At 45.9% G+C, this 15802-nt stretch carries 14 protein-coding genes; 3 read left to right on the forward strand and 11 right to left on the reverse strand.

Features of this window, described 5'->3' with window-relative positions:
* Positions 1 to 271 precede the first annotated feature (271 nt).
* From hemG to RH88_RS14340, 3 genes are read right to left on the reverse strand one after another with little or no spacing between them, the layout of a single operon-like run.
* Positions 272 to 799, reverse strand: coding sequence for a menaquinone-dependent protoporphyrinogen IX dehydrogenase (gene hemG, locus RH88_RS14330; RefSeq protein WP_005597233.1), 528 nt, complete (start codon positions 797 to 799; stop codon positions 272 to 274).
* A gap of 9 nt (positions 800 to 808) precedes the next feature.
* Positions 809 to 2266, reverse strand: coding sequence for a TrkH family potassium uptake protein (locus RH88_RS14335; RefSeq protein ID WP_005597235.1), 1458 nt, complete (start codon positions 2264 to 2266; stop codon positions 809 to 811).
* Between the two features lie 38 nt (positions 2267 to 2304).
* Positions 2305 to 2928, reverse strand: a complete 624-nt coding sequence (locus RH88_RS14340; protein ID WP_005597237.1) for a YigZ family protein — start codon at positions 2926 to 2928, stop codon at positions 2305 to 2307.
* Between the two features lie 201 nt (positions 2929 to 3129).
* Between RH88_RS14340 and fadB the strand changes: the two genes are divergently transcribed.
* Positions 3130 to 5301: a fatty acid oxidation complex subunit alpha FadB gene (fadB, locus tag RH88_RS14345; protein WP_005597238.1), complete on the forward strand. Its 2172-nt coding sequence runs from the start codon at positions 3130 to 3132 to the stop codon at positions 5299 to 5301.
* A gap of 12 nt (positions 5302 to 5313) precedes the next feature.
* Complete coding sequence (fadA, locus tag RH88_RS14350) at positions 5314 to 6489, forward strand: acetyl-CoA C-acyltransferase FadA (RefSeq protein ID WP_005597239.1); 1176 nt, start codon at positions 5314 to 5316, stop codon at positions 6487 to 6489.
* Between the two features lie 46 nt (positions 6490 to 6535).
* Here fadA and punR read toward each other — a convergent pair whose 3' ends face one another.
* A complete protein-coding gene (punR, locus tag RH88_RS14355; protein ID WP_005597241.1) occupies positions 6536 to 7441 on the reverse strand; it encodes a DNA-binding transcriptional activator PunR in 906 nt (301 codons plus the stop codon).
* A gap of 189 nt (positions 7442 to 7630) precedes the next feature.
* On the opposite strand from punR, the gene punC reads away from it, so the two are divergent.
* Positions 7631 to 8836: a purine nucleoside transporter PunC gene (gene punC, locus RH88_RS14360; RefSeq protein ID WP_005597243.1), complete on the forward strand. Its 1206-nt coding sequence runs from the start codon at positions 7631 to 7633 to the stop codon at positions 8834 to 8836.
* Between the two features lie 87 nt (positions 8837 to 8923).
* On the opposite strand, the gene glmU is transcribed toward punC, so the two are convergent.
* From glmU to atpF, 7 genes are all read right to left on the reverse strand, one after another.
* The gene (gene glmU / locus RH88_RS14365; protein WP_005597245.1) at positions 8924 to 10285 is read right to left on the reverse strand and encodes a bifunctional UDP-N-acetylglucosamine diphosphorylase/glucosamine-1-phosphate N-acetyltransferase GlmU; all 1362 of its coding nucleotides are present in this window, start codon (positions 10283 to 10285) and stop codon (positions 8924 to 8926) included.
* A gap of 153 nt (positions 10286 to 10438) precedes the next feature.
* The gene (locus RH88_RS14370; protein ID WP_005597246.1) at positions 10439 to 10861 is read right to left on the reverse strand and encodes a F0F1 ATP synthase subunit epsilon; all 423 of its coding nucleotides are present in this window, start codon (positions 10859 to 10861) and stop codon (positions 10439 to 10441) included.
* Positions 10862 to 10879: 18 nt separating this feature from the next.
* Positions 10880 to 12283 (reverse strand): F0F1 ATP synthase subunit beta, encoded by a 1404-nt coding sequence (gene atpD, locus RH88_RS14375; protein ID WP_005597247.1) that lies wholly within the window; start codon positions 12281 to 12283, stop codon positions 10880 to 10882.
* Positions 12284 to 12318: 35 nt separating this feature from the next.
* Positions 12319 to 13185: a F0F1 ATP synthase subunit gamma gene (atpG, locus tag RH88_RS14380; protein WP_005597248.1), complete on the reverse strand. Its 867-nt coding sequence runs from the start codon at positions 13183 to 13185 to the stop codon at positions 12319 to 12321.
* A gap of 42 nt (positions 13186 to 13227) precedes the next feature.
* Positions 13228 to 14769 carry a F0F1 ATP synthase subunit alpha gene (gene atpA, locus RH88_RS14385; protein ID WP_005597249.1) on the reverse strand — a complete coding sequence of 514 codons (1542 nt, stop codon included), beginning with the start codon at positions 14767 to 14769 and terminating at the stop codon, positions 13228 to 13230.
* Between the two features lie 13 nt (positions 14770 to 14782).
* A complete protein-coding gene (gene atpH, locus RH88_RS14390; protein WP_005597250.1) occupies positions 14783 to 15316 on the reverse strand; it encodes a F0F1 ATP synthase subunit delta in 534 nt (177 codons plus the stop codon).
* A 14-nt stretch (positions 15317 to 15330) separates the two neighbouring features.
* Complete coding sequence (atpF, locus tag RH88_RS14395) at positions 15331 to 15801, reverse strand: F0F1 ATP synthase subunit B (protein ID WP_005597251.1); 471 nt, start codon at positions 15799 to 15801, stop codon at positions 15331 to 15333.
* Position 15802 lies beyond the last annotated feature (1 nt).

The following is a 15802-nucleotide window of genomic DNA, read 5'->3' on the forward strand; positions in this document are numbered from 1 at the left end:
AGCATCGCTTGAATGTGTTCTCTCAAGCGGACGGCCATTTTAGCGATTTGAAGTTTAGTGTCAACCACTTTTTTCAAACTTCTTTCAAGCAACTTGCTTGGCTAAATAACCTTGCTAACTCGGCTTTCGTTTCTTTCGAAGCCTTGCCGTGTCAGTGAGTGCGCATTATAGGGATTGTGATCAGCTTGGCAACCCCCAAAGTTAAGTTTTTTAGCCTTTTTAAACTGTTCGACTAAAAATCGAACTAAAAAGGCTAAAATAGAGAGTTTCTTTAGATATTTTTAAATTTTTCCGCAAAAACGGCCACTTTATTCCAGTTGGTGTATTCAACTTCCTTACTGGTATCCGTCTCTCCACCGGTCATTTTCATGATCAATTTAATCATTGTGCGGTCAAACAGATTGTAACGAGGATAATAGAGGGCGCCAGCAAACACACCAATAAGGCTCGGTTGCCAAACAGAGAGTCGCTGGAACTTCTTAATATAGACACTACCTTCTGGCGTATCTTTACCTTGGTCTTCTTTACGCGCAGTCAAGTTGACACAAAAAAAGGCGACCTTATGACTATCCAGTTGTTTCTGATGACGCTCGATAAATTGATAGAGCTTTTTATTGAGGTGTCCATAACGAATCGAGGCACCAATCAACACTCGGTCATAAAGCGATAAGTCCACGGTATCAACTTGGTGTAGATCGACGAGTTCACACTGATACCCCGCCAATTGCTCCTCTATATAGTGGAGAATTTTAATCGTCTGTCCTTCACGGGAAGAATAAAGAAAGAGTGCTTTTTTCAAGAGATATCCTTAACTACGCCAAAATGTCGGTGTTAGTAGTATTAATAGAGTAAAGATCTCTAGTCGACCAAACAACATAGACACCACTAAAACCCATTTCGCCTTATCATTTACATCACCAAAGTGTAGGGAGACTTCTCCTAAACCTGGGCCGAGGTTATTCAGCGTCGCTGCAACAGCAGAAAAAGCGCTAAGCTCATCCATGCCGGTAGCGATCAACGCCAGCATACAAACGACAAATACGAGTGCATAAGCCGAGAAAAATCCCCATACCGCATCAACGACACGTTGTGGCAATGCACTACCGCCCACTTTAATGGTGTAAACCGCTCTAGGGTGAACCAAACGTTTTAGTTCACGCGCACCTTGTAAGGTCAGCAATAGAATGCGGATCACTTTCATGCCGCCCCCCGTCGACCCAGCACAGCCACCTATAAAGGAGGAAAAAAGCAGTAGCACTGGTAAAAACAGTGGCCAGTCAGCAAATCCGGTCGTGGTAAAACCTGCAGTTGTCGAAATAGAAACCGTCTGGAATAACGCTTGGTCAAACACTTCGTAAATTGAATCTGCCGCCAAATGATTAAGCAACATCAGAAAACAAACTAAGAACAGTAGTATCTGAATAAAGACAAAAGCGCGAAATTCAGGGTCTTTCCAATAGTATTTAGGGTGCACACCACCAGAAGCAAACGCAGCAAAGTGTAGAGAGTAGTTACAAGCCGATATTAATAAGAACACGACGGTAATCATATTAATGGCGTAACTATCGAAATAGCCCATGCTTGCATCGTGGGTAGAGAAACCACCAATCGCAATGGTTGAGAAACTATGCCCAATCGCATCGAATGGCGTCATCCCGGCAAGCCAAAACGCCAAAGCACAGGCGATAGTCAGGCTTAAGTAGATGTACCACAATGCTTTTGCTGTTTCGGCAATACGTGGCGTCATTTTACTGTCTTTAACTGGGCCTGGAATTTCAGCGCGATAAAGCTGCATTCCCCCAATGCCCAGCACAGGCAGAATAGCCACAGCGAGTACGATGATCCCCATACCACCAAACCACTGTAAGAACTGGCGGTAGAACAAAATCGCTTTAGGTAAATGATCAAGACCGACGATAACGGTCGCCCCGGTTGTTGTCAGTGCCGAAAATGATTCAAAAAAGGCGTCTGTCACTGATACGTTAGGGTTATCGGATAATAAAAAAGGTAATGATCCGGCACTACCGATTACGGTCCAAAATAGCACCACAATCAGAAAGCCATCTCGCGCCTTTAATTCATGCTTATGCCTTCGGTTAGGAAACCAAGAAACAAAGCCAAAAAATAGCAGCACAAAGAAAGTAGTGACAAAGGGAACCCCTGCGCCATCTCGGTAAATAAGAGCAACCAAGGCGGGAGCCAACATTGAGACACTAAAAAGGGCAAGCAATAGCCCTACGATTCGGATAATAGATCGAAATTGCATTGATTATTGACGTGTGAAGCTAGGCTTCTGAGTTCCTGTTATTTCCCGTTAATTGGGGTTATTACGGCTTTAGCGCCACTTTTATTGATTATCGCCTGGCTAAACGCCTCTAACTGGCGCACTTCAACTTCAAGGGTAAGCGTAACTTCATCACTATATTGTGCCTCAACTTCTTGCACACCGAACTGACTAAACAATGATTGTGCGACAGGCATAAAACCATAGTCTAACTGGAGCGTGATTAATGTGGTGATTTTTTTCTCGATAGTTTGAAGCAGCTTTAATGCTTGTTGAACGCCACCACCATATGCCTTAACAAGCCCACCAGTACCAAGGCGAATCCCACCATAATATCGAGTCACTACCGCAGAGATTTCTCCTACGCCTGAACCTGATAATTGCGCCAAAATAGGTTTACCCGCTGTCCCAGAAGGTTCGCCATCATCACTAAATCCCCACCTCATCGAATCGTCAGGACGACCAGCGACAAACCCCCAGCAATTATGACGTGCATCCGCATGTTTCGTTTTGATTTGTTCAACGAAGGCTTTGGCGGTTTCTATACTTGGAGTGTGGGCTAAATAGGTAATGAAATGGCTCTTTTTGATCTCTTCTTCAAAGACAACGGCCTGCGCTGGTATTAAATAAGGCTGAGTGTTCATAATTTGCCGGAGTGTAAATCAATAGCGGCAAGTCTATCACGCGCCTTTAACAATAGAAGAGAAGGAATACACAAATCACAATGTTAATATTTTGTTTAATCTTTGTGTTGAATTAACGTTACCTCCAGTCCACACTAAAATAACTGGTCTTACCAGAATAACTATAAATCCAATCGTAGATTGTATGTCACGGAGATAGACATGATTTACCAAGCCAATACTCTACATGTAAAGGAAGTGCAATCTGGTATCGTCGAGATCTGCTTCAACTCAAGCAACTCGGTGAACAAACTCGATCTTGCCACTTTAGAATCACTTGATGCCGCACTGGATGTCATTAAACAAACCGCGGGAATCGATGGACTGCTGCTCACGTCTAACAAAGCATCCTTTATCGTCGGTGCCGATATCACTGAATTTTTAAGTTTGTTCGCGAAACCAGAAGATGAACTCGATCAGTGGTTACAATTTGCAAATCAAATATTCAGCAAATTAGAAGATCTCCCTTTTCCCACACTGGCGGCTTTGAAAGGTCATGTGCTTGGTGGGGGATGTGAGTGCGTACTCGCTACCGATATCCGCATTGGAGACAACACCACCAGCATTGGGTTGCCTGAAACAAAGCTAGGCATCATGCCGGGATTTGGCGGTTGTGTTCGCTTACCTAGAGTAATCGGTGCTGATAGCGCTATGGAAATAATCACCCAAGGTAAAGCTTGCCGCGCTGAAGAAGCTCTTAAAGTAGGCCTTTTGGATGCGATTGTTGATAGCGAACAACTGCACGAGTCAGCACTCACTACGCTCAAACAAGCGATCAATGAAAAGATTGATTGGCAAGCACGACGTCGACAAAAAACATCTGCGCTGACGTTGAGTAAGCTAGAAGCCATGATGAGCTTTACCACTGCAAAAGGTCTTGTCGCACAAAAAGCGGGGCCTCACTACCCCGCTCCCATGACTGCCGTGACCGCGATAGAAGAAGGAGCTCGCGCGGAACGCAATGACGCGCTCGATATAGAGCGTAAGCACTTCGTTAAACTCGCAAAGTCAGAAGAAGCCAAAGCCCTAGTTGGCCTATTTCTCAATGATCAATATATTAAGAGCTTGGCAAAACAGTCTGCCAAAGTTGCTAACAAAGAAACACAACGCGCTGCCGTGCTGGGTGCTGGTATTATGGGTGGAGGTATTGCTTATCAATCTGCCTTAAAAGGGGTTCCCGTCTTAATGAAAGACATCGCCCAATCTTCACTTGATCTCGGCATGAGCGAAGCTTCTAAGCTGCTGAATAAACGATTATCCCGCGGTCGTATTGATGGCTTCAAGATGGCAGGTATTCTCGCCTCAATCACCCCCTCTCTCCATTATGCTGGTATTGATGACGTAGATATCGTTGTGGAAGCGGTCGTTGAGAATCCCAAAATCAAAGCCGCGGTATTGAGTGAAGTTGAACAGTATGTCAGTGACGATAGTGTCATCACCTCAAATACGTCGACCATTCCCATCAATCTATTAGCAAAATCGCTACAACGCCCAGATAAATTCTGTGGCATGCACTTTTTCAACCCTGTTCATCGTATGCCTTTGGTGGAAATCATCCGCGGTGAACACACCTCAGAAGAAACCATCAACCGTGTCGTGGCTTACGCGGCAAAAATGGGTAAATCTCCGATTGTCGTTAATGATTGCCCAGGCTTCTTCGTCAATCGAGTCCTCTTCCCTTACTTCGCTGGCTTTAGCTTATTGCTACGTGACGGAGCAGACTTTACCCACATTGATAAAATCATGGAGCGTCAATTCGGTTGGCCGATGGGCCCTGCTTATCTACTGGATGTCGTTGGGATTGATACCGCCCACCATGCCCAAGCGGTAATGGCGCAGGGTTTCCCTGAACGTATGGCGAAACAAGATAATGACGCGATTGATGCATTATTTGCAGCCAATCGTTACGGGCAAAAAAATGGTCATGGATTCTATCAATACAGTGTTGATAGAAGAGGAAGACCTAACAAAGCCTTCTCTGAGGAGATTATTCCAATATTGGCCGACGTGTGTGCAAGCCAACAAAATTTTGAACAAGACATCATTATTCAACGCATGATGATTCCGATGATCAACGAGGTCGTGCTGTGCCTTGAACAGGGCATCATCGCCTCACCTCAAGAAGCCGATATGGCATTAGTGTATGGCTTAGGTTTCCCACCATTTAGGGGCGGTGTATTCCGTTACTTAGACACACTGGGTATCGACACGTTCATAGAGCAAGCGAAACAACATCAACACCTTGGTGCTATGTATCAGGTGCCACAGCTGCTAGTCGATATGGCAGCTAAAGGTGAGTGTTTTTATGACAGCCAACAACAAGGTTCGATTTAGGAAGGATTCGAAATGACTATACAGACAAGAAACGTCGTCGTTGTTGACTGCTTACGCACACCAATGGGTCGTTCAAAAGGCGGCGCTTATCGCCATGTTCGTGCAGAAGATCTGTCCGCGCACTTAATGAAAGGATTGCTGAAACGTAATCCGACCGTAAATCCACATCAAATCGAAGATATTTACTGGGGGTGTGTACAGCAAACACTAGAGCAAGGTTTCAATATTGCACGTAACGCCGCTCTATTGGCCGGTTTACCGATAGAAATTGGCGCGGTCACCGTCAATCGTTTATGTGGTTCATCAATGCAAGCATTACACGATGCTAGCCGCGCCATTATGACAGGTGATGCCGACATATGTTTAGTCGGAGGTGTTGAACACATGGGCCATGTCCCAATGAATCATGGGGTCGATTTTCATCCTGGCATGTCAAAAACCGTGGCAAAAGCGGCAGGTATGATGGGCTTAACAGCAGAGATGCTGGGCAAGCTACATGGAATAAGCCGCGATCAGCAAGATGAATTTGCCGCCCGCTCACACGCTCGAGCTTATGCAGCAACGATTGAAGGCCGTTTTAATAATGAAATTCTAGCCACTGAAGGTCATGCTGAAGATGGTAGCTTGTTTAGCTTAGAATTTGATGAGGTGATCCGGCCAGAAACCTCAGTAGAAGGATTAGCAAAGCTTCGCCCGGTGTTTGATCCTGTCAATGGTACCGTCACCGCTGGCACCTCCTCAGCACTATCAGATGGAGCTTCGGCTATGCTGATCATGAGTGAAGAAAAAGCCAAAGAGCTCGATTTACCCATTCGCGCTCGAGTGAAATCGATGGCTATCGCTGGCTGTGATCCTTCCATCATGGGCTATGGGCCAGTACCCGCAACCCAAAAAGCCCTTAAGCGAGCGGGGTTAACCATTGCAGATATCGATGTGGTTGAACTTAACGAAGCCTTTGCTGCACAAGCACTACCTGTTGCCAAAGATCTTGGTTTGCTCGATGTCATGGATCAGAAGATCAACTTGAATGGCGGCGCGATCGCATTGGGTCACCCACTTGGCTGTTCCGGCACAAGGATCTCAACCACTTTGATCAATTTGATGGAAGCAAAGGAAGCGAAATATGGGCTTGCTACTATGTGTATTGGCTTAGGCCAAGGTATTGCTACTATTTTTGAGCGCCCGTAACAGCAACAACACCAGCAATAGAACAATAGCTCACTCGGCTATTGTTCTATGTTGATTGCAACCAATCACGATAAAGTTGCTCACTTGAACCTAAATAATCCACCATCCACGCAATCATGCGGTGATTATCATCCTTGCGCCACACCATACAACATTGGCTCAATGGGTTCTGTTCAGCCAATTCTCGTTCCACCAGCATCCCTTCTTTAATCAAAGGCTGAGCGATATGGCGTGGCATAAAGCCAACACCGACACCATTTCTTAAACACTCTATTGCACTATGCCAATTCGGTAATAGTAAGCGACGTTGCTGAGCGTAATGGACATTGTGGCGTTTCGGTAAAACATTAGACGTATCATCTAAACAAATTGAGGGAAATTGACTGACGAAGCTTTCTTCTAAATTCTCCGCGGTAGCACAAGGATGCAAAGGCGACATCACAAAGGCCCACTCAAGTCGGCCCATATCTCGAACTTCAAAATCACCACCAACAGGGACGGCTGAAGTAGCACCAATGACAATATCGGCACGACCTTGGGAGATCGCTTCCCAAGAGCCGTTATACACTTCCATATTGATCTGCAGTTCTGCATGTTGAAAGGTCTGATAAAAGTCTTCAATCAAAGGCTTCATCTTATCCAGCTTAACGACATTATCGAGTGTAAGACGCAGTGTTTTTTGCCAGCCATGAGCTGCACGACGAGTTTGCGCTGTCAGTTCCTCCATCTGTCTCAACATGCTGCGTGCTTCGACAATAAACAATTCCCCAGCAGTGGTTAATTCCACTTTACGTGGTAAGCGGCGAAACAGCACCACACCGAGATCTCGCTCAATCTGACGCACACCATAGCTGATCGCCGAAGGCACTTTATGGAGCGCTTCAGCTGCGGCGGTAAAACTACCTAAACGCGCGACGGTGTCGAGCATTTCTAATGACGACTTTGAAAACATACTTCTATACCAACAAACCGAAATAATCCATCACCTAGCCTAGCCCGAGCCTAGTTAGCTTTCAAATTTTTTGATTGATAACCGCAATTTTTAACGTTTCTAATTCAATACAATCAAAAATAGAATAATAACCCTTATTAAAACGACACTAGCAAGGTCGTTAATCAATCAATTTTTTTGAATATAATTATGACAGTATCCAAACTACAACTTTTTTACCTTGCTGCACTGTCCATGTTGGGCTTTGTTGCGACCGATATGTATCTTCCAGCATTCAAAGCGATGGAAATCGACTTTGCGACCGGTCCAGAGCAAATTGCACTATCGTTAACCATTTTCTTGGTTGGCATGGCAAGTGGTCAGTTACTGTGGGGCTTAGCGTCCGATAAATATGGCCACCGTAATACACTATTCGCCGGTATGATTGTCTTTACTCTCGCATCACTCGGTTTAGCGTTTAGTGAGCAAGTATGGCAGTTACTGAGCCTACGCTTTGTTCAAGCGATTGGTGTGTGTGCCCCTGCGGTTATTTGGCAAGCAATGGTCATCAAACGCTATGAAGCGAGTACTAGCCAACAAGTCTTTGCCACCATTATGCCTTTGGTCGCACTTTCGCCAGCTTTAGCACCTCAGCTAGGGGTACTGCTGGCTGACAACTTTGGTTGGCACTCGATTTTTGTCTGCCTAACCTTGATCGGTGTATTACTGGCAGCGGCAACACTGATGCAGCCAAAAGAACACGTTGAAGTGAAACAAACCTCAATTAAAGGTGACATTAAAGCGCTACTGAGCTCAAAGACCTATCTTGGTAACGTAATGATGTTTGCTACTGCTTCTGCTGCTTTCTTTGCTTACCTAACCGGTATGCCAGAAATCATGGCAAAGCTGGGCTACGAAGCAAAAGATATTGGTCTTAGCTTCATTCCACAAACCATCGCGTTTATGGTCGGTGGTTACTTCGGTAAGCGTGCCGTTGCGAAATACGGTGATGAAAAGATTCTTCGTCAATTGATTGCGCTGTTCAGTACTTCAGCCATTATGATTTTTGTTGCTTCACAGTGGCAGCTAAGCTCTATCTGGCCAATCCTAGCGCCGTTCTGTTTAATCGCGGTGGCAAACGGTGCTATGTACCCAATCGTAGTAAGCCGCGCTCTAGGCAGTGCAAAACAGAGCCCAGCAACCGCAGCGGGTTTGCAGAATAGCTTACAAATCTGTGTAAGCAGTCTAGCGAGTGCGCTTGTTGCATCAATGGCAAGCCAAGCGCTCGTGGTGACGGGTATTGCAATCGTGATTTGTATGGGTGGCATGTGGATTGGATATGTCGTTTCTAACCGTGAACTTGCCAACCATTTCACCGCACCAGACAACTCTCGTGTTGTCAGTGACGAAAAATAATCTGCACGGTATAATCCATACAAATAAAAAAGCCGCTCAGTGAGCGGCTTTTTCGTATCTAGTAAATGAGTGGCGCAGCCAGCACGATTACTTTTTCTTTACCGGACGTTGCCAGCCAGTGATCTTACGCTCTTTCGCGCGAGTGATCACTAACTCACCGTCAGCGACATCTTTGGTTAATGTGGTACCAGCACCAATAGTTGCGCCATTTGCAACCGTCACAGGAGCAATAAGCTGACTATCAGAACCAACGAATACATCGTCGCCAATAATGGTCTTAAACTTGTTCACACCATCATAATTACAGGTAATCACACCGGCACCAACATTCACTCGTTGACCGATTTCAGCATCACCAAGGTAAGTAAGATGGTTAGCTTTTGAACCTTCACCTAAGCGAGTATTCTTAACTTCAACAAAGTTACCCACATGCGCATCTTTACGCAGCTCGGCACCAGGGCGAAGACGAGTAAATGGACCGACGGTACACTCTTCACCAATCGTCGCGCCTTCAATCACGCTGTATGGGCGAATAATAGTATTGTCATCGATTTCACAATCTTTCAGTACACAACCGGCACCAATCACTACGTTATCACCAATGGAGACGGAACCTTCAATGATCACGTTAACATCAATTTCAACGTCCATACCGCATTGCAGTTGGCCACGTAAATCAAAGCGAGCTGGGTCACGTAACATCACTCCTTGCTCAAGTAGTTTCTGCGCCTGCATCGATTGGAAGGCACGCTCTAAACGAGCAAGCTGAGCACGATCGTTAACGCCTTCTACTTCAATCGGGTTGACCGGATGAACCGCTTCAACTGCACGACCTTCCTCATGCGCTGCCGCAATCACGTCGGTTAGGTAGTATTCACCTTGAGCGTTATTGTTGTTTAAGCCCGCCAACCAACGTTTTAGATCACCACCGGTTGCAACCATCACACCCGTGTTAATCTCTTTAATTAATTTCTGCTCATCGGTCGCATCTTTTTGCTCCACGATCGCCACTACAGGGCCATTTTTACGCACAATACGGCCATAGCCCATTGGGTTGTCTAATACCACCGTAAGCAGTGCAATACCGCCCGTTGGTTGCGCATCCAATAAGTTCTCAACCGTTTCTGAAGAGATCAGTGGTACATCACCGTAAAGCACCAGAATTTTTTCGTCGTCGGCAAATTCAGAAGAGGCCTGATCCACAGCGTGGCCAGTACCCAGTTGCTCAGCTTGCAATACCCAGTTAACCGACTCATCCGTCAAGGTCGCTTGCATTTGATCGCCGCCGTGGCCATACACTAGATGGATGTTTTGCGCACCCAGTCCGGCACAAGTATCAATCACATGCTTTGCCATCGGTTTGCCTGCCAATGTATGCAGAACCTTTGGCATATTGGAGTACATACGGGTACCTTTACCCGCGGCAAGAATTACAGCACTGAATTTCATTATTTAACCCGTAGACGTCGATTTATAATTAGGGGCTTATTGTAAACATGTCACTGGTAATAGTTAATGCCACATTTAAAAATTTGCCAACAGATAAACAAAAAGGCGGTCTAATGACCGCCTTTATCATTTATAAAACACCTTTAATGCAAATTAACGGCGTTTTTTCGTCAACTCGATAACTCGTAGCTGAGCAATGGCTTTAGCCAGTTCACTGGCCGCTTGTGCGAAGTCCATATCGCCATGCTGATTCTGAATATTCTCTTCAGCGCGACGTTTGGCTTCTTCTGCCTTCGCTGCGTCTAGCTCTTCACCACGGATAGCCGTATCAGCCAGTACAGTTGCTGTACTTGGTTGTACTTCTATCATACCACCAGAAACATAAATAATTTCTTCATGGCCGTTTTGTAAAACTATACGCACCATACCAGGCTTGATAGCGGTCAACAGCGGAGTGTGACCATGGAAAATACCAAGTTCACCTTCGCTACCGGTCACCTGAAACGTTTCAATTAGGCCAGAGAAAAGTTTTTTCTCTGCACTAACAACGTCTAGATGAAAAGGGATTGCTGCCATATCGCCTCCTAGTTAGCCTTATAGCTTCTTAGCATTCTCAATTGCATCGTCAATCGTACCGCAGTACATGAACGCTTGCTCTGGAATGTCATCGTATTCACCAGCTAGTAGACCTTTAAAGCCACGTAGAGTCTCTTTAAGAGATACGTATACGCCTGGGTCACCTGTAAATACTTCTGCTACGTGGTAAGGCTGAGTTAGGAAACGCTCAATCTTACGTGCACGAGATACAACTTGCTTATCAGCTTCAGATAGCTCGTCCATACCTAGGATAGCAATGATGTCTTTCAGCTCTTTATAGCGCTGAAGTGTCTGCTGAACGCCACGAGCAGTGTCGTAGTGATCTTGACCAACAACCAATGGATCTAGCATACGAGATGTAGAATCTAGTGGGTCGATCGCAGGGTATAGACCCATCGCTGCGATGTTACGGTTAAGTACAACCGTTGCATCCAAGTGCGCGAACGTTGTTGCTGGAGACGGGTCAGTCAAGTCATCCGCTGGTACGTATACCGCCTGTACAGACGTGATAGAACCTTGACGAGTTGACGTGATACGCTCCTGTAGTACACCCATTTCTTCAGCAAGTGTAGGCTGGTAACCTACTGCTGATGGCATACGACCTAGTAGTGCTGATACTTCTGTACCTGCAAGTGTGTAACGGTAGATGTTATCGATAAACAGTAGTACGTCACGACCTTCGTCACGGAAACGTTCTGCCATCGTTAGACCCGTCAGTGCAACACGTAGACGGTTACCTGGTGGCTCGTTCATCTGACCGTAAACCATCGCTACTTTTGATTCTTCAGGTTTTTCGATGTTTACAACACCTGCTTCCTGCATCTCGTAGTAGAAATCGTTACCTTCACGAGTACGTTCACCAACACCCGCAAACACAGATAGACCTGAGTGTTGTAATGCAATGTTGTTGATAAGTTCCATCATGTTAACGGTCTTACCTACACCTGCACCACCGAATAGACCGATTTTACCACCCTTAGCGAATGGACAAATCAAGTCGATTACTTTAACACCGGTTTCTAGAAGTGCTGTTTCGTTTGATTGCTCTTCGTAGCTTGGTGCTTCACGGTGGATAGAGTAAAGCTCTTCCGCACCGATCTCACCACGCTCATCAATCGCGTCACCTAGAACGTTCATGATACGACCTAGGGTTTTAGTACCTACTGGTACTGAAATTGGAGCGCCAGTGTTTACAACTTCAACTCCGCGACGTAAACCATCTGAGCTACCCATAACGATACAACGAACTATGCCACCGCCTAGCTGTTGCTGAACTTCAAGAACTAAACGCTCTTTTGAGTCCGTAACGTTTAGAGCGTCATATACACTAGGTACATCGCTCTGTGGGAACTCTACGTCGACTACCGCACCGATGATCTGTACGATCTTACCTGTAGCCATCGTTAATCCTCTAAACTATTTCGTTTAACCTAAGCTTAAACCGCTGCTGCGCCTGATACGATTTCAGACAGTTCTTGTGTAATCGCAGCCTGACGGGCTTTGTTGTACACAAGTTCTAAATCTTCAATCAGGTCACTCGCGTTATCCGTTGCAGCTTTCATCGCAATCATTCGAGCCGCTTGCTCACAAGCAAGGTTCTCGACGACACCCTGATAAACCTGAGACTCTACGTAACGCACTAGAAGTGTGTCTAATAGAGGCTTTGGTTCAGGCTCATAGATGTAGTCCCATGAGTGCTCACGCTGCATCTCTTCGCTGTCCGATTTAGGCAAAGGTAGCAATTGATCGATCGTTGGTTGCTGAATCATGGTGTTCACAAACTTGTTGTAAACCACATACAGGCGATCCAGTTCACCTTCATCGTATTTCTTAAGCATAACGCTAACAGAACCGATAAGGTCTTCAAGACTTGGGCTATCGCCCAAACCAGAAACCTGAGCAGCCACTTTCGCGCCGCTACTCTTGAAGAAAGCCGTTGCTTTCGAACCGACAACAGCCAGTTCTACTTCAGCACCTTGCTCTTTCCAAGTTTGCATGTCTGTTAGGGCTTTTTTGAACACGTTAATGTTCAAACCACCACACAGACCACGGTCTGTCGAAACGATGATGTAACCAACACGCTTGGCTTCACGCTCTTCTAGGTACGGATGACGGTACTCTAGATTTGCATTAGCCACATGACCGATCACTTTACGCATTGTTTCAGCATATGGACGAGATGCTTCCATTGCGTCTTGAGAACGACGCATTTTTGAAGCGGCTACCATTTCCATAGCTTTCGTAATTTTCTGCGTGCTTTTAACACTACCGATTTTATTACGTATCTCTTTTGCGCCGGCCATCGTTACTCTCCATTAGTTGGTGGCATTACTGCCACCGACCTATTACCAAGTTTGGGTTGCTTTGAAGTCGTCAGTCAGTGTTTTCAACTGAGCTTCAACTTCATCGTTGTAAGCACCCGTCTTGTCGATCTCAGCTGCAAATTCAGCGTATTGACTGCGAGCATACGATAGTAGAGCAGCTTCAAAATCGAGCAGTTTGTTGATTTCAACATCTGCCAAGTAGCCACGCTCTGCCGCAAAGATAACTAGCGCTTGGTCAAATACAGACATAGGAGCATATTGTTTCTGCTTCATTAGCTCTGTAACTTTTTGACCATGGTCTAGCTGCTTCTTCGTTGCGTCATCAAGATCAGACGAGAACTGTGCGAATGCCGCTAGTTCACGATACTGAGCTAGTGCTGTACGGATACCGCCAGATAGCTTCTTGATGATTTTCGTTTGCGCTGAACCACCTACACGAGATACTGAGATACCTGGGTCAACTGCTGGACGTACGCCCGCGTTGAATAGCTCAGTTTGTAGGAAGATCTGACCATCGGTAATCGAGATTACGTTAGTCGGTACGAATGCTGAAACGTCACCAGCTTGAGTTTCGATGATAGGAAGCGCAGTCAAAGAACCGGTCTTACCTTTCACTTCACCATTAGTGAAACGCTCTACATACTCTTCGTTTACACGAGCTGCACGCTCAAGTAGACGCGAGTGAAGGTAGAAAACGTCACCAGGGAATGCCTCACGGCCAGGTGGTCGTTTTAGTAGTAGAGAGATCTGACGGTAAGCAACAGCTTGTTTAGATAGATCATCGTAAACAATCAGTGCGTCTTCGCCGCGATCACGGAAGTATTCACCCATCGCACAACCTGCGTATGGCGCTAGGTATTGTAGCGCAGCAGATTCAGAAGCCGATGCCACAACCACGATAGTGTTTGCTAGTGCGCCGTGCTCTTCTAGTTTGCGAACCACGTTAGCGATAGTCGATGCTTTCTGACCGATAGCTACGTAGATTGAGAAAATACCAGAGTTTTTCTGGTTGATGATTGCATCGATCGCCATCGCTGTTTTACCAGTTTGACGGTCACCGATAACAAGTTCACGCTGACCACGACCGATTGGGATCATTGAGTCAACTGACTTGTAACCAGTTTGCACAGGTTGATCTACCGATTTACGGTCGATTACGCCTGGTGCAATCACTTCTACAGGTGAAGTTAGTTTCGCTTCGATTGGACCTTTACCATCGATAGGTTCACCTAGTGTGTTCACTACGCGACCTAGCAATTCTGGACCAACTGGCACTTCAAGAATGCGGCCAGTACCTGTAACTTTCATGCCTTCCTTAAGGTCAGCAAATGGGCCCATTACAACCGCACCAACCGAGTCACGCTCAAGGTTAAGTGCTAGTGCATAACGGCCACCCGGTAATTCAATCATTTCACCTTGCATCACGTCCGCTAGGCCGTGAATGCGGATGATACCATCGCTTACCGATACGATAGTACCTTCGTTGCGAGCTTCACTAACAACTTCGAAAGATTCGATACGTTGTTTGATTAGATCGCTAATTTCAGTGGAATTAAGTTGCATGCTCCAATCCCCATTAAGACTGCAATGCATCGCTCAGGCGGTTCAAACGACCACGCGCTGAGTCATCGATGACTAGGTCTCCGGCTCGAATTATTACCCCACCAAGTAGGGCCTGATCTACACTGCAAGTCAGCTTCACTTTGCGCGCTAAACGCACTTCAAGTTTGCTGCTGATGTTTGCTAGCTGTTCACTTGAAAGTTCAAATGCTGAAATAACATCAACATCGATTTCTTTCTCATGTTCTTTCTTCAATGCGAAGAATTGCTCACTTACATCAGGAAGGGCCGTTAAACGACCATTCTCAGCCATTACCTGCAATAGGTTTTGACCGTGTGCATCAACTTGTTCACCGCAAACAGCAACAAATATTTCTGCCAATTTATCGGCAGACATAGAGCTGGTTAACAGCTCTTTTACTTGTTGGTTCTTGGCAACTTCAGCAGCAAAAGACAACATCTGACCCCATTGGTCTAGTTGATCTTTTTCCACTGCAAAGTCGAAAGCTGCTTTAGCATAGGGGCGTGCGATAGTAGTCAAATCAGACATATGCGCCCCCAGACTTAAAGTTTTGCAGTAATGTTGTCGAGAATATCTTTTTGCGCATCGATATCGATAGAACGCTCAAGGATTTTCTCAGCACCAGCGACAGCCAGAGTCGCAACTTGTTTACGCAGGTCATCGCGCGCACGGTTGCGTTCAGCTTCAAGTTCCGCTTCAGCTTGATTAAGAATGTTCTGGCGTTCTGCCTGAGCTTCTTCACGAGCTTCATCTAGAATTTGAGCTTTACGCTTGTTCGCTTGCTCAATGATCTCAGTTGCTGTGCGCTTCGCTTCTTTCAATTGATCAGAAGCGTTGGCTTGTGCTAGGTCCAAGTCTTTAGAAGCTCGTTCTGCCGCTTGTAGACCGTCAGCGATTTTTTTCTGACGTTCTTCAATCGCACTCATTAGTGGCGGCCATACATATTTCATGCAGAACCACACAAACAGTGCGAACGAGATTGCTTGACCTAGCAGAGTTGCGTTTATATTCACA

It is taken from the genome of Vibrio scophthalmi LMG 19158 (genome assembly GCF_000222585.1).
Lineage (GTDB): Bacteria > Pseudomonadota > Gammaproteobacteria > Enterobacterales > Vibrionaceae > Vibrio > Vibrio scophthalmi.

Coding starts and splice junctions, on each gene's coding strand:
- RH88_RS14335 (WP_005597235.1), bottom strand. CDS start 2,266: ATGCAATTTCGATCTATTATCCGAATCGTAGGGCTATTGCTTGCCCTT.
- RH88_RS14340 (WP_005597237.1), bottom strand. CDS start 2,928: ATGAACACTCAGCCTTATTTAATACCAGCGCAGGCCGTTGTCTTTGAA.
- fadB (WP_005597238.1), top strand. CDS start 3,130: ATGATTTACCAAGCCAATACTCTACATGTAAAGGAAGTGCAATCTGGT.
- fadA (WP_005597239.1), top strand. CDS start 5,314: ATGACTATACAGACAAGAAACGTCGTCGTTGTTGACTGCTTACGCACA.
- punR (WP_005597241.1), bottom strand. CDS start 7,441: ATGTTTTCAAAGTCGTCATTAGAAATGCTCGACACCGTCGCGCGTTTA.
- punC (WP_005597243.1), top strand. CDS start 7,631: ATGACAGTATCCAAACTACAACTTTTTTACCTTGCTGCACTGTCCATG.
- glmU (WP_005597245.1), bottom strand. CDS start 10,285: ATGAAATTCAGTGCTGTAATTCTTGCCGCGGGTAAAGGTACCCGTATG.
- RH88_RS14370 (WP_005597246.1), bottom strand. CDS start 10,861: ATGGCAGCAATCCCTTTTCATCTAGACGTTGTTAGTGCAGAGAAAAAA.
- atpD (WP_005597247.1), bottom strand. CDS start 12,283: ATGGCTACAGGTAAGATCGTACAGATCATCGGTGCGGTAGTCGACGTA.
- atpG (WP_005597248.1), bottom strand. CDS start 13,185: ATGGCCGGCGCAAAAGAGATACGTAATAAAATCGGTAGTGTTAAAAGC.
- atpA (WP_005597249.1), bottom strand. CDS start 14,769: ATGCAACTTAATTCCACTGAAATTAGCGATCTAATCAAACAACGTATC.
- atpH (WP_005597250.1), bottom strand. CDS start 15,316: ATGTCTGATTTGACTACTATCGCACGCCCCTATGCTAAAGCAGCTTTC.